This is a genomic window from Photorhabdus hindustanensis, assembly GCF_002968995.1.
Taxonomy (GTDB): domain Bacteria; phylum Pseudomonadota; class Gammaproteobacteria; order Enterobacterales; family Enterobacteriaceae; genus Photorhabdus; species Photorhabdus akhurstii.
Map to the genome: position 1 here is coordinate 14033 of NZ_PUWT01000074.1, position 15466 is coordinate 29498.

General features: G+C 49.5%; 6 protein-coding genes and 1 pseudogene. 1 reads left to right on the forward strand and 6 read right to left on the reverse strand.

Annotated elements, in window-relative coordinates; genetic code table 11:
- Window positions 1–93: 93 nt before the first annotated feature.
- The 3 genes from C6H66_RS26155 to C6H66_RS21980 all read right to left on the reverse strand — a co-directional run bounded on the left by C6H66_RS26155 (window position 94) and on the right by C6H66_RS21980 (window position 10783).
- Entirely contained in the window at window positions 94–258 is a 165-nt protein-coding gene (locus C6H66_RS26155; RefSeq protein ID WP_181150263.1) for a hypothetical protein, read from the reverse strand.
- Complete coding sequence (gene mcf, locus C6H66_RS21975; protein ID WP_105396722.1) at window positions 243–9035, reverse strand: insecticidal toxin MCF; 8793 nt, start codon at window positions 9033–9035, stop codon at window positions 243–245. The genes C6H66_RS26155 and mcf overlap by 16 nt, the downstream gene beginning before the upstream one ends.
- Before the next feature lie 563 nt (window positions 9036–9598).
- Window positions 9599–10783: a multidrug effflux MFS transporter gene (locus tag C6H66_RS21980; RefSeq protein WP_105396723.1), complete on the reverse strand. Its 1185-nt coding sequence runs from the start codon at window positions 10781–10783 to the stop codon at window positions 9599–9601.
- 678 nt (window positions 10784–11461) lie between these two features.
- Between C6H66_RS21980 and C6H66_RS21990 the strand changes: the two genes are divergently transcribed.
- Window positions 11462–11881, forward strand: a complete 420-nt coding sequence (locus C6H66_RS21990) for a GFA family protein (RefSeq protein WP_105396724.1) — start codon at window positions 11462–11464, stop codon at window positions 11879–11881.
- Between the two features lie 594 nt (window positions 11882–12475).
- Here C6H66_RS21990 and C6H66_RS21995 read toward each other — a convergent pair.
- The 3 genes and pseudogenes from C6H66_RS21995 to C6H66_RS27795 all read right to left on the reverse strand — a co-directional run.
- Complete coding sequence (locus tag C6H66_RS21995) at window positions 12476–12811, reverse strand: hypothetical protein (RefSeq protein WP_248000780.1); 336 nt, start codon at window positions 12809–12811, stop codon at window positions 12476–12478.
- Entirely contained in the window at window positions 12801–13520 is a 720-nt protein-coding gene (locus tag C6H66_RS27790; protein WP_425600146.1) for an EndoU domain-containing protein, read from the reverse strand. The genes C6H66_RS21995 and C6H66_RS27790 overlap by 11 nt, the downstream gene beginning before the upstream one ends.
- 75 nt (window positions 13521–13595) lie before the next feature.
- Window positions 13596–15466, reverse strand: a pseudogene (locus C6H66_RS27795) (DUF637 domain-containing protein); the annotation flags it as partial.

Here is a 15466-nt window from a genome sequence, read left to right on the forward strand (position 1 = left end):
CAAGGTGTTTAATGACCTGCTTCTACAGAAGAAATGATTCGACCGGAACCCAGAGACAGGAAGGGCTTTATGCCCCTCCTGTGGTTTCTCCTGTTAACTCAAGACAGTGAAGTCATTAGTACCGCCTGCCAGCTTGACGGCTTTGCGGCAGGTTCTCGTGAATACCATCTTCCCGCCCAACTTAGTCATACTAGCACCTCCACGTCCGTGACCGAGACGACAATATCCACCACCTTCACCAGCTACTCGATGGCCCAAGACAGTTCGAATAAGTCAACCTTGGCTGCTCCCATTCTGGTAAAACCCTTGACCAAGTGATCCACGCTGATCACCGACGAGGAACCTTCCAGATCGATTTGCAGATGCCGGTGCGTCACCGCCTGGCTACCGAACACCTTACGTATCACCAAGACCGTGCCATTGACCGAATCGATCAGCATCAAGTCATCCTCGTGGCGGCTAACGAGGATTTTTTCCGCATCAACTACCGGCATGATCAAGCGGTCCAGAACCTGGCCCGGGTCATCGTTGTCAATAACAACTGTGCGATAATGAGACCACATCATCTGGCTGAGACGGTAGGTATCGCTACCGGCACCACCATGCAACACCACGCTGTCGACACCAGCGATCAGCATTGGACTCAGATCACCCTTGCCCCCATCTTGAAGCAACAGCGACGAACCAATGCGTTCGACATCGGCGTAATGATTCAGCTTCTGCGCACCGTTATCCTTGACCTGGTACAGCATCTGGTCCGTTGGGTTGTACACGTACGCGCCCTTCTTCCCGGCAGCAATGCCGATAAAACGCAGGTTATCCGTGGCAGGGATGCCACCGCTGGAGAACACCTGACCACTACCGACATCAAACCAACCTTGTGTGCCATCACCTTGCAAGGTCAGCACGCCTTTGACTCGCCACTGACCGGCAACCTCAGCAAGTGCCTGTGACAGACGGACGAGGTTGTCCTGTTGCCAATCTTTGTCGACAGCAACCAACTGCAATTTGCCGTCATGAGTTCGCAGCAGGATCTCACCCTTAACGGTGGTCAGGCGCAGCCCGGCATCGACTTGTTCCGCCGCCTTGAGGTGAAGTTCAGGCTCCAGCTCATTGGCCGCAGGAAGTTGCGCCGAGGCTTCAAGCACCTCGTCGGTACCGAACGCGGCAGCCAGCGCATCGGCAGTCATAGCCGGCTGACGATACAACTTGCCGCTGGCGGGTTCGAACAGTCGCGCACCGGAGCCGTCCACTTCAAAACCCAAGAACTGCGGACGTTTGTCTTGCAAGGGAGCCGAAGCCACGACTACCTGACCGTTGTGGTACCACACCGGCAGCACGCTCTTGCCATCGACCCCCTTAACCCCTAACACCGCCAAGGTAGCTCTGCCGTCGGTGACACTAGCCAAGTCTTGCCACCAGTGGATACGTCCCTTAAGCCAATGCTCGTTGACCGCTGCGTAGCTAAGCTGCCCCAGTGCATCAAGCCGGGCCACACGCCCGTCCTCGGTCACTACGACCAAGTGACCGTTCAAATTGATCACGTTGGTCAAGGCTGGCGTAGTGACCCGCAATGCGCTCGGCTGGTTGGCGTCGAGTACTTCTTGCCCTGGACCTTCTTGACGGAACAGGGTCTTTTGCTCCTTGCTGTAGAAGAAAAACACTTCTTTGCCACCGAGCAACGGCATACTCCCCGCTAACACCAAGTCAGCCGGGATCTGCCAAGCACTGCGGGTTTGTTCATGTGCTTCGAAATGCAAGGTCTGATCCGCTGGTGGCGCCAGATTCGGCTTGATTAGCGTACCATCGCTGGTGCGTATCCAATAGCGGTGCGGCACGCCAGCCGCATCCACGCCGAACACTGTAACCAGCGCCGCGCTGGTCGGCTGGATCAACCGTGCGCCCAACGTATACATTAGGGTCCCGCGCTGAGTGCTATTGCTCTTGTAGCCCTGGAGTATGGCCTCAAGCTCATCACCATGCCGACCGATGCGTGCCGAAAGCTGGAGCAGCGCATCATCGCCCACCGCACTAACCAACTCCATTCGGTCACCGATGATCCGATAGCCCAGTTCAGCCTCCCTCTCCTTTAGCCGATAACGGCGCGCCAAGTAGACCACATCTCCCTCCTGCCAGAACCGGCTGATATGGCCCGCATTCTGGTTGAACCAAGGCTCAAACTGCGCGTCGACCTGTCCGGTGGCGATGTCTACCCGCCACGCCACCGCGTTGTCGGCGTCGTAGAAATAAGCATAGTCGCCCATCACTGCCCCCAGTTGGGCACGTTTGGCCTGTTCATTGGTGGTGTCAGTGAACAGCATGCGGTCCTTGGTCACGTCATAGAACGCTCGGCCAACATCTCGCCCTTGGTGTCTGTAATTCTCCACCACCACATACTGTCCGTGTAGCTGATGCGCCTTGGCCAAATCACTCAGGTGCTGCTCAATTTGCTGGCCTGGCACCTGCCACTTGCTCGCATCTTCACTTATTACCTGAGCGGTCAGGCTAGTGAAATCGACTTTGCGCACCTCCCCCTTGCCGTTGACTACCAATACCTGACTGTTCTGAGCCAGATAGAGTTTTACCACAACCTCCTTGCCCTTCTCGCCGACCAACAGTTGGTCCTTCGACACGCTGATGCTGTCACTGGCGAGCTGGCTGCTGTCGATGATCCACGTACTGGCAACATCGCTCGTGAGATTAACCTTAGCGCCTTCGTTAAGGCCGATCAGGTATTCGCCGCCCGCCCCCTTGATCTCATAACACAGAAAGCCGTGCAGCTCCTTGGGCAATTCGGGCGCCACGAGTTGCCGGTTGCGCTGATCGAGCACTACCTCGATCGGAGTGTCGACGTACTCATGATGAATCCTGCGAATCGTCTCCTCCCCCGGAAAGATGTAGAAGTCGTAGTCGAACCGCTTGTCTTCCTCAAGCTTGCGGATCACATCAAAGCCAGCGTCGTGACGTGTGGTGGCTCCGGGAAGCAGCATGTATTCGTAGCTAATGTAAGACTTGGGCGTACCCGGCAAGATCACAACATTACTGTCGCCGTGCTCAAGGGGCCGAGAAACATCCTTATAACCAATGCCGCTGCGCACCTCGATCGCCTGACCACGGTCGTGGACCATTCGCGGAAAGTCACCGACCCAGAAGAAGTAATTGATTTTCCCTGAACCAGTAGAGCCGGAATGGGTGCGGTAGATGTACTGGCTGTCGAAGTCGATCTGATTCTTACTCAGATCTAAAGTCTTGATCACCGCACCGGCCAAGGGCACCAGCACTTGCTTCTCGTTGTCATACCGATAGCCGTTGCCTTTGTACGCCTTATCAACCGTATCAAAGTAACGGCCCACCGCCTTGGCATCCTCAGCGACCGCACCAAAGGCTTGAGCCAGCGCCGTAAAGCCCACCGCGAGTCCGCCAAGGATCACTCCGGCCCCACCAAGTACCGCCCCGGCCGTCGAGGCACCGACCAACCCGGCCCCTATGCCGGCTGCGCCAGTGACAAAGCTAGCCGAGTCGAACGCAAGCTGGGTGCCAAACACCGCCTTCTGCACATCATTCTCGGCATGGGCCAGTTCATAAGCATCCAGACCGATCATGGCTCCGCCAAACAACACGCCAACGCCTTCGTTGACGGTGTGGCCCAGACTCAAGGCAAATTCCTTAAACGGCGTTTGGGCAGCCACCACTTCGCCGCGCAGTGCCGTACGCACTAGTGCCGTGACTTTGATCACGTCCTGCACGCCACCATGAGCCATCTGGACAAAGTTAAGGTAGCTGTGGACTTTGAGCACGGTAGCCAGATCAGGCGAAGCCATCCCGTTTGCAGCATCATGACGGTTCTTGTCAGAAAACCACTGGATCAACGCCTGTACCGCAAACCCGGCATTCAACCCATCCACCGGCGCGGCCTCGCCAACCCCGCCGCGCGGCCGCATCCGTCCACTCTCCAGAGTAAAGTGCTCGTTCAGTACACTCATGTGCTCATCGACGAAGCGCCGGAATTCGACGAAAGTGCTATCATCAGTGTCCAACCAGCGGGTCTGCTCGGGTTGATCACGGTTGATGAACTGGACCCGGTAGCGGCCTTTCCCTTGCTCTTCGGTGGTAGCGATAATCGGTAGCCAGCGGCTGTTCAGTTGGTGCTCTTGCGCCAACTGGATACTGGCGGCTTCGAACCGTGCCCCCCATTGCTCGGTATCAAAGGCTTGCAGCGCGGTGCCCAATTGCAAGTCTTCCGTGATCCGCTCTTGTGCGCTCATCACCTGCTCGACCTGGCGCCGTTGCCCGATGACGCTGGACAGTTCCTCAAATCTGGTCAGGTCAGCCACATTCAGACCATTACCCACGGGTACCTCAGCCATTTTGCCGGTATCGATCTCAATCAGGTTGAAGGCCGGCGCCGACTTGCTGCCGAACGAGCCATAGTGCACGGCGAGTCTGCGCCCTACTAAGTGTTGCTCCATAGCCCTGGACAGACTTTTGGTGTTGTCGAAGGCAAAGATCCCGACGTTCGGGTCATAAAAGTAGTAGCGACGGCCTTCGGTCGTGACAGTGCCCCCAACCATCATCGAGTGATTCTGGGTATTGAGCGCGAACATCGAGGTTCCGGTCGTTGCAGCCAGCCGCGATACCACTTCGGACAATCCAAACTGCCCCAGCTCCGTGGAGGCCTGAACAGCTTCGACATTGGAGTGCAACTTGATCAGGCTGTTTCTGAGGAGCGTGGAACTGCCTGCCTGAGGGTCAGCGGAGGCGAAGAACAACTTTTGCACAAGGCTGTTGATGCCAGCCTCACCGCCACTAGCCAATGCCACAGTCATGGCCCTGACCAAAGGATAACAACGGCCGCCAGATCGGTCACCGACCAGCGACAGATAAAAGTCCTGTGGCACCAAGCGGTCAAAGACACTGCCGGCGTCATGGAAATCCTCGCTGAATACCGCAGTCTGCCGCAATACCTTATCGATGTACTCAGCCCGGCTGGTTTCGGTGATGCGGCCGCTCAAAGCGCCCTGTTGCTCGGGAGTGAGTTTTCCTTCAAGAAACAGGCGCTTCATCTCCAGTGCCGACATTTTGTGATCCACGCCGGGGAGCTCGATCTCACGAAAGTTGCGCAAGCCATCGCTGAATCCAGTTCCCCGCGCCCCGCGCTGATAGGCTTCAGAGATAGCGTAACGTTCACCCACGCTATCGGTGCGCTGCTTACCCCCGCCCTGAATGGCTGTATCGTCAATCCGAACCACCGCAGCGCTGCCGTTTTTGGCCTTGATCTGCTGCCAGAGCCAGCTTTGTTCGACGAAGCCCGCTTCACGCAGGACCGTATCGTATTGCGCCTTGTAGTACTCCAGGGTGATATTGAGCTGCTTTATCTGTTGGTTAATTAAATCGCGCTGAATGGTACTGCGCCAGTTCTCATAGAGTTTGTTTCGCTTATCCACCAACTGCTTGGTATCAGCATTGATCCTGTCATAAACCTCGGCGCACAGCTTGGCCCACGCAGCAATCGCCGGATGATCAGGAGAAAACTCACCCTCTGTGTATACACCGTCGGAGACTCCTGAGATTGATACCTCGAACTGGGTGGCTACCTTCTTCAATTTTTGATGAATCTGCTCGCGGTAGGCGACGAATTGAGCCTGATTTCGTTCAACCACTTGACTGTCCGCCACTTGGATCGAGAGCGGCTCCTCGTCGTCACGCAGCCTCAGCCGAAGCATCTGACCATCTCGCTGATATTCCTGACGCTGGAGCACTAACTGCCATTCGTGATTAACGTACTGCATGTACGCCGCAGCGAGGCCCTCCGTGGTACCAGCTATCTGATAATCCTTATAATCCACTGCCATGACCACGTTGTCGTACAGCAACGAACTATTGACTCGACCGTCGTGGTAGACCCGGAAGGTATTAGCATCAAGGCTAGTCACCACCAGCGAGCCGCCCGATAGCGTCCCGGTAAACAGAAAGTTCCCCGCGATTGTACGTTTGGGAATGTCCACATAGGCGGGTACCACATTGGCTTGGTTCGGGCCGTTGTAGCCGAGGAAGTACGCCGGTATGCTGCTTGAGGATATATCATTGGCGCTTTGCTCAGTGTACTCAAGCTCATACAAGCCTGATCCGACCTTCACCAACTGAGCGCTCCCCTCTGCCGGGAGGCGCCCCGATCTGACCAGAGCTTCAGCACTGACAGTGTGTGTTTTGGCGAATAATACAGGATCAGTGACAAACTGATGAATGTCGGCGCTGCCTTGGCGGGGTTCAAACCCATCACCTACAGACGTCAACCCAGCCTTGAGCTCGAGATCCTTCACCGCCTGCCCCAACAGCGCCGGTCTTGGACCAATGCGGGTAAAACGCGGTGGATGGAACTCGTCAGCTGCCGACAAGCCCTGATTGATGATCGGCAAAACGCGCGCCATCACTCCGTCATACAGCTTACCCTGTAATGCCCTCTTACTGCCTTCAGCGCGGTACTTGTCAAACATCTGCAACATGTCCCTGCCGATACTGTCCGCGTCCTCCGGTTCATAACGCGCAGCGACGTAGAAAGTTTCGAAGAACGAATGATAACCGTTACGTATCATGAAAGCCGCATTGGCCATCTGGAATTGCCAATACTGCCTGACGTTCAACGCGCCACCGAACAATTCCGGCAAGGCATTGCTGACCGTCTGGGTGGTCCCGGAAATCCCCCCCACGAACGGGGTGTCCAGGTCATTCATATAGCGCGTGGCGTCATTCTTGGGGTCCGGATGGAACTGGTTGTAGCTGCGGTACTTATCATCTTTGATTAGGTACGAACCATCGTGATATGCCTGTTCCTCAGAGCTGGTATTGAGGATCAGATATGGGTCGGGCTGATTCAACCGGTTATTGATCATGACTTTGCTGGCACCCAGCGCAGCGTGAGGATTGACCGGGACCGCGGCTTTGGAAAAGCTATCGGCTACCGGGCGCAAGGCATGGAATAAAATTTGTTTGCGCAGGCTCCTGCCCTCATTACTCAACAGCGCCGCCTCAACCACCGGACGCAGTTGCGCATCGGCATTCTCAAGGCCCTGTGGACCGGTCAACAACAAGGTGAGCAATTTGCCATCCAACGAGCGCTCAACCTCTGCCTGATCGAAAACATGGACTTTCGGATTGCTTGGATGCTGTGCCGCGTTGGCACTGGCGACCCGCTGGGTTTCCGCTTCGACGGCCCGAGTACGCCATTGTTCGTACAGCGGTGCCAGCAACTCCCTGGCCTGGGCAATATCACTTTGCACATAGCCATTTTGCAGAACCTTGACCACAGCCGGGTTTTTCACCATTCTCGTCGCCAGCCTGAACAATAACGGGTCATTATCTCTGCTTCGCCAAACCGAAGCGGCGAACGCCTGTTCCCACAGCACCTTATTCAAGTTATTACCCTTGATATCGCGCATGTTGTCACGGGGGTACTTCGGCGCCAACACCCCTGCGGGGGTGATGTGGTTACGTTCAAGCAAACGCACTAGTTGTTGCACGAACGCTGTACGCTCGATGCTGCCTTCAAACAAGCGACTGGCCTTCATACCGCCGCTACGCAGTTGTTCCAACTTCTCGAAAAATGCGGCGTTGTATTGATACAGTGTGTCAGTCTGTGCCTTGCTCAAGTGACTACTACTAACCTTGTCGCCGTCAACGCTCATCACCCCAAAAGGCGTCGCGGACAGGTGGTCGTTGCCCTGAGGCATTTCCAGCAAGTACTGACGACCGGCAAAACCTACCGACCGTTCCAGCTCATGGATATTGACGAAAAGCCCGTCACGGTCCGGATGGTAACTACTCTGGCGAAACCCCTCCAAACCGATAGTCTGGAAGCTAGCGATATCAGCATTCTGGTTGATCAGGTCACTCAAGGCGCTTGCCAATGGCACCTCACGGGCAACGGTAGTATTCGGAGACTGGCCGAACATCTGAATCCCGATTTGGTTCGGCACCTTGCGGTCAACGCTGGTCAACAACATCTTGTGACCGTTACCCAGCAACTGCGCCTTGAAGCCTCCGCGCAAGATGCTTTCCGAAACCAGGTAGTTGGCGAAGTACTTCTCGACGAATTCGGTTTTAACCAGCACCGAACGAATTGGCGTATAAGTCGGCGAACGAAAAGATGGTGGCTCATTTTTGAGTCGGTATTGCTGTTGCCAAGCCAATGAGCGAGCTGCGGTACCGAAGGAGAAATTGAGTACTCCATCCGTCGGCACGACCAACCTACCGTTATCCAGAAAAAAGTCCTTGAAGCGGCTATCGATGCTGGCATTGACTAGTGCAACGTTCATACGGATGTAACCAGGACGCTCCTCCATCATCAGCAATGAAATATTTACCGGCAGATCATCAGAGGCCGGAGGTACCTTGGTCAGCGCGCCGAGGGCTGCGGCCTCTTCCGTAGAGGATGATTTGAGCAAGGCGTTGTAGCGGGCATTGACATCCTTGTAGGCTTGTAGCTCAGAAAACAGCGTCACATATTTTTGGCTGAACGTGGAATCAGCCACTTGTATGGTCAGTTGTTGCTCCAGACGCTTGATTTCGGTATCCAGCTTAGCCTGCTTGTCCACCGCATTTTCTCTCAATGTCGTCGCATTCAGGGGCTTGGAGTCGTCGGGACTGAGCATGACCAAAACCTTACGCCAAGTGCTATCAAAGTGCGTCATGGCCGTCTGCTGGCGGCGGTATAACAGGATGTCGCGGTCCAGTTGCTGCTTGTAGGCGTTGATCGCCGGAGTGCCAGGCACATCAGTCATCTGCTGCCGTCTTTTTTGTAACGTCTGCAACTGATCGTCGACAGAAACAGGGTTGTCCTGCATCTGAAAATGCTGAGCAGCCAGCACACTCAGAGTGCTCTGTTGCATTTCCTGTAGCCGCTCGTCTACCTGCTTGATGTAGTCGGTACGCTCATCAGGACTCATGTTGAACCATTCGGTCTGACGACCTGCCGCGCCAATCTGTCCATCGATCAAGGTATTAAGCAGGTTCGTAAAATCTTTGGATATAGAAGCCATTGCAGTGATCCTCTGTCTGTTTTTATATGATCGGGTCAAAGGCAAATGTCATTTTATGCCCCCTTATTTGGGTGATAGCCGCAGGTCATAGTTCCTTAGGTTCGTGAATATTGGATAGTCAACATTTATCCTCTCTGTAGTTATGGTCATAATTATCCCCTTTATTTTTCGGCTATATTATAAACCATATCAATAATAACCTTTTATTATAGTAACTTTAGGATAGATATAAATATCAATTATTGATAACTTTAATTATTTATTAATAGAATCATTTTCATGTGAATATATTTTTGAATCATATTGTTATGTTTTTTATAAGACGTTGAATAAATAATGACGAATTTTAGGAAGGTTATTTATTAGTGGGTTTTTATATCTGACTTTTACGTTAGAGAGAGATATTTAAAAATTTCCACTACAACTATCAAGCAATCCAAATTAATATAATGTTTTACTATTGATCGATTAGGTATCTGTATTTCAAAAATCTATCTCTTTATTTATCAAAAAAACCATTATGGGCATTATTTGCATAAACTTAAAAAATTCCCTATCTGCAACTAAAGAATTTCTCTATTACCCGTTATATAAATAATACTACCGACCAAGGAAACAACTGTGATGATAGATGCCACCTTAATAGGTTCATGGTGAGATAGATAACCAATAAGCAATGATGCCAGTCCCGCACTACCTAATTGCAAGGTTCCCATTACGCCGGAAGCTGTCCCTGCCGCTTGAGAATGAGCGGCAATTGCTGACGCAGTACCTAGTGGCAGCAAAAAACCATTACCGAAAGTCAATACTGATATTGTTAGCACAGAAGTTATCAATGGGTAGGAACTAACAAACATTTGTATCGTGAAAGCAATACCTCCAACAGCAAAGATAAAATAGCCATGAGAAATCGTCTTTCTCACGCCCTGCCGGCGACTTAATTTTTTAGCAGTAAGATTACCCAACACATAACTCAAAGAGAGCATTATATAGGTGTAGCCAACATATTTTTCTGGTAATCCCATAGCGGTAAGAATAAATGGAGATTCAATCAAATAAGAAAAATATGCCGTATAAGCGAAACAAGGTATTGCTGCATAGTAAAGAAACTCTTTATTTATTATCACTTGGTAAGTACTAACCAATACATTTTTAACACTCAAATTTTGACGTTTTTCTATTGGTAGTGATTCTTTCAGAACTAGCAAGCACAACATAAGCGTGGCTGTTATAAATAAAGTAAGAAATAAAAAACAGGCTTTCCAGCCATAATATTCACTTAACATACCTCCGATCATGGGTGCGACAGCGGGTGACATTCCCACAAAAGGGAAAATAATCAGATACAAATTGGCTGCCTCTCCTTTCCCCATCAGATCACTAATAATGGCGCGACTTAATGTAATACCCGCACAAGCGCCTATTCCCTGGAATAAACGTAATAATAGTAACTCACTAATATGCGTACTGTAAAAAATACCGATTGTTGAAATCAGCCATATAATCATCCCAGAAATAAGAACCCTTTTTCTTCCTAAACAATCACTTAATGGTCCATAAATAAGTTGAGAAAAGGCTATACCAAATAGAAATATAGCTATTGCACTTTGTATACTAGATTCGCTAACGTGATAATAGTTTCCCATTTTACTCAAAGCGGGTAGGAATATATCTGATGAAACCAGTCCCCCCATAGAAAGAAAAGCCATTAAAACGATAAATAATAAAGATGAAGTTTTGTTGCTCATAGGCCATTAACCAATCGATATAATAAACATTATCCCAAAATAAATTCCGTATAAAATAAAAGTCACGTGCCAATTAAATCTACATTAAATGCACAAAATCACTTATTTAATGAATAAAATTAACACCTTGCATGTAAAAACAACAAGTTACTTTGCATATTATCTTGTACTGCAAGAATTAAGAACTCTTTATAACAGCATAAAGACAAAATCCCATTCACGCTTTAGATTAATAATTTTTTACTCTATAAATAACCCCTCCAAATAGTGAGATACTTTTACACAGCTTCTTTAATAATTAACTTTTACAAAAATAAATTCATGTAAATATCAATTAAAAAAAATAGTAACATCAACATCACTTTTAGCAAACAAAAAAACACAGAATTTAAGTTCAAAAATGAACAAAAAAAAACACAAAACACAACACATAATGCTAAAAACAAAGCCATTATTATTTGAACGATGATATATACCCTATGGATTTCAAGATGGATCGCGACGGCAAGGGAGCGAATCCCCGGGAGCATAGATAACTATGTGACCGGGGTGAGTGAGTGCAGCCAACAAAGAGGCAACTTGAAAGATGACGGGTATATTTTTTTAAAACTCACAAACCAGTAATACCAGATCACATTTCTTCACTATTGTTAAGACACGTAAACTAAGGAGGTACACATGTTAATTTCCGGTAGTTGTCACTGTAAGAATGTTGAATTTACGTTTAATTGGGAGCCTGAACCTCTGGAGATTCCGGCACGAGCATGTACTTGCTCTTTTTGTACCAAGCACAATGCAGTCTGGACATCATTCCCGGCAGGACAGCTTCGGCTGAGTATCAGAGAACAAAAGCTTTTACATAGATACTCTTTTGAAACAGGCACAGCGCAGTTTCACATCTGTAGCCAGTGCGGGGTAGTGCCTGTTGTCATCAGCCAGATTAACGGTCGCGATTATGCCGTAGTTAACGTCAATACCTTTGAAGACGTTGACCCTGCGCTGCTTAAGTATATTGCAGCCAAGTTCACTGACGAAAGCGAGCAAGCGCGATTGACGCGTCGCCAACAAAACTGGATTGCTAATGTTGAATATATATAGCCAAAACTAAAGGAGACATAGATTTAAAAGCCAAATTTGGCTGAATGGGAGAGGAGGCGTTTTACCACTATCACAAACCACATATATCACAGACTACGCGGTGGCTTGAAAGGTAAAACGCCTTCTGGGACTTTTATTGAAAAAATTAGAGTTTAAAAATGCTCTACACTCAGGGTTATTGCAACCGCTTTACATGCTTCTGGTGACTGCGCACAAATTTTCTCCGATTTCCCTTTATAAGCTTTTATAGCCCCTGGTTTTTCCTTTTCCATTGCTGCCAAAGCATGTGCGAAGTGATTATATACAATCCTAGCTCTCCAGAATTAATTCCGCTGTGAGCACCTTGTAGACTATTTGTGGTAAATGCCCCAGCAATAACGCCTATGGATACGCCAGCAAAGCCAGCTCAGGGAAATCAAACTAAGGATACGCGAACTCATTGGTGACTATAAGGGGGAATGCATTACGGCAGGGATTGAACAGCTAAGGGAAGTACATTTGAGCCACGAAGAAACGCTGGCCTATCATGGGTTTTCGTCACGGTAACAAAGAACAAAGCCGGAAGATCACGAAGATCTTCCGGCTTTTTGATGTTTATTCTCTACTCAGAAGTAATTCCTTCCACTTCTCAAGATAACCTTTGAATTCATCTATGGTTGCAATCTGTAGGCTTTCTTCTGTGTATTCGTTAAAAATTTCGACACCATCCGGTTTGATGGTTACAGTATGGGCGTTACCTGTACCTTCCCACTTTGGATTTTGCCCATTTTCTACAGAATTACATGCTGCGATATATTCGTTAGCAGTATGTAAACAACCTTGAATATCATCTTTCAAAAACCATTCAACAAGACGATTTTCTTCGTCTGCGTCAACGCTACAATAACCATCTTTATCAATGTAAAATTTCATTTGTTGTTTAAGGCTCATAAATAGGATATGCCGTATTAATGTTTCCATTTTTATCTAAATAACCACCAATTTTCACTCCACTTGGTGATCTCCCCTCCCACTTACTACCTTGTACAGTGGAATTTTTAAATGCCCCCTTAATTTCTGACATCACCTGCTGACGATTCCAAGATTGTGGGAAGAATGATGATATTGGTCCTTTCTGAACCCATTGACCCGTTTGCGAGTTCAATACTTCAACTCTTCCGCGATAGACGCCTTGAGCATTTGGAGGAGCTATGATTTCAGTAATGCGCGCTTTTCCTTGGTAACCGATCCCCGCCTCATGGTGAAAACCAACTGCATTTCCTCTTCGGTTTATTTCACCATGAAAAACATGTTTAACATTAATGCTTGAGCCTATTGTGTTGCCAACATGACGACTCTTCCCAACGATCGAAGCAACTGAAGCTTTGCTGCTGATAGCACCACCAATACCGGCAGATTCTACTGCCTCTTTGGCTATTAGTGCACCTTTTTCCCAAGTGGGCAACGAGTTATATAACAGCCCTAAATCGTTCTGATTTTCTGTCGTCACAAACTGACTGATACGATGGGAATCTTCTTCTGATAGGCCAAACATCCATCTCAGGCCACTAATGGCATCTGCCGTTTTTATCCCACCGTCCATTTCGGCCTGATAGGTCAGTGTGCATAACCCACCGTTCCCGGCACAGTGAGACAACATGTCTGCCCGTTGCGCAGCACTTAGTTTGTTGTATTTGTTCCAGATTGCTTCGGTAGGTGTTCCTTGCTTATTGGCTTCCTGGAGCTCTCTGACCAGATTGTAGGCATTCATGGAGTTCAGGTGGTTAAAGAGAATAACAATTTCTCCGGCATTAGCCCCACTGTTAGCGCCTTTGGCGCTGTTGGTCGCAATGGCGCCTGCGACGCTGCCGATGATTTTTCCGCCCGCCTGAATTTTCATTGGATCATTGAATGTTTTATCCAATGTTATCGCGGCCAGTTCTGCCGCTAATGCCCCGGCAGCAGCCCCTTTGGCATCACCGCCACTAATTTCCGCAGCAAGGGCAGAAACCGCCGCATGGCTGATAGCTTTTCCGGGTAAACCTAACACCTGACCGTTATTACCAATCAACCCGGCACCTTCGGCATTAATCTGGCTGCCAATATTGGCAAGTAATGCGGTGGTGAAGTTGTCCTTGAAACTACCGCCATTAATGGCTGTACCCAGGCTGGAACTGATAATGGATTGACCTGCGATCCGTTGAGCCACTTTGCTCCAGTCGCCATTGCTCAGTTTAGGTAATGCCGCTTTTGCCGGGTTAATTTGAGCGCCATTGGCGGCTTTATCCCATCCCATGACGTTATCAAAACCCGCCAGTGCGCCACCAATCGCCATCGATGTGATAGTTGATTTAACGGTGTCGCTGCTTCCCATCACTTTTAAGGTTTTGGATAAGTCACCTTGGTTATCCACCAAAGCTACCGCTGCCTGAGAAGCGAGCGCGGCCATGCCGGAAGCCGTCGCGCCGTAAGCGACTGAGCTCATGGCGGCGGCAGTGCTGGCAGTAGCGCCCGCTGCCGTCGCTGCTGAACCCGCTGTACTTGCGGCTGACCCGGCAACAGAAACCGTTAATCCGGCTCCCGCTGTCGCAGCGGCGACTGCAATCGCGATAACCGCAGAGACCACCGGATTCAGGTGCTGGCTTTTATAATCCCAACTGTCATAGGCATCTTTAACTAAGTTCCATTGAACGTCTTTACGTTCATTGAGTCCTTTCAGCCAGGCGGTTTCCGGCGTATTGCCGAATACTGACACCGCATTCTGTAACGATTGACCATTTTTGGCTTTGATATCCGCGCTAACCCCTTTGGCCGCCTCCACAGTAAATTTTCCGCCGATATGAATAGCAGGAAGAACCCATTTGTTTTCGGTATAGCCTTTATTCGTCTGCTTGATATAAAAGCCTTTGGAATGGGTAATAGTCTGCTCAAAGGTGCTGTTTTTGACCGCTTTAAAATTGACTTTACCGTGAGTACTGGTCAGTTTGGCATTTTTATTGGTGGCGATTTTACTGGCTTCATAGGTGCTGTCATCCCGGCTTAACAGATTGATATCACCGCCAGCAGTAAATTCAGTGACTTTGTTGGTGACGTCATGACGGGTGCGTGTGGTGGTTTTCTTTTTACCATACCACCTACGTTTGGTTTCTGTTTTTTCATAGTGGTTGGATTCTTCCATACCACCTACGTTTGGTTTCTGTTTTTTCATAGTGGTTGGATTCTTCCATCGCTTGAGCGTACAGATAACCGCCTTTCGCCGAGACATCCATTGCACCTTTAGCCGCTAGTTTAGTGGCCTGGAATAGAATGCTGCCGTTTGAAAGAACCGTCAGTATGCCGCCGCTGGTCAGTTCAGTGCCATTCTGAGTCACTGATTCGGTGGATTCACTGCCGTTTTCCCGATAAGTGTGATTTTGCACTGATTCGAAGCGCATATTGCCACCGGAGGAAAGTATGACGTCACCACCCGAAGTCAATTTAGAACCTGCTGTGGTGATAGCGCCATTTGCCGCGATTGTTAGTTTCTTATCACCCCGGATTTGAGCCGTAATGTGTCGGTCATCTTTGTTATTATAATCTGCTTTGTTAATTGCAGAATAAGCAAGG

Coding starts and splice junctions, on each gene's coding strand:
- C6H66_RS27790 (WP_425600146.1), bottom strand. CDS start 13,520: ATGTTGTCTCACTGTGCCGGGAACGGTGGGTTATGCACACTGACCTAT.
- C6H66_RS21995 (WP_248000780.1), bottom strand. CDS start 12,811: ATGAGCCTTAAACAACAAATGAAATTTTACATTGATAAAGATGGTTAT.
- mcf (WP_105396722.1), bottom strand. CDS start 9,035: ATGGCTTCTATATCCAAAGATTTTACGAACCTGCTTAATACCTTGATC.
- C6H66_RS21990 (WP_105396724.1), top strand. CDS start 11,462: ATGTTAATTTCCGGTAGTTGTCACTGTAAGAATGTTGAATTTACGTTT.
- C6H66_RS21980 (WP_105396723.1), bottom strand. CDS start 10,783: ATGAGCAACAAAACTTCATCTTTATTATTTATCGTTTTAATGGCTTTT.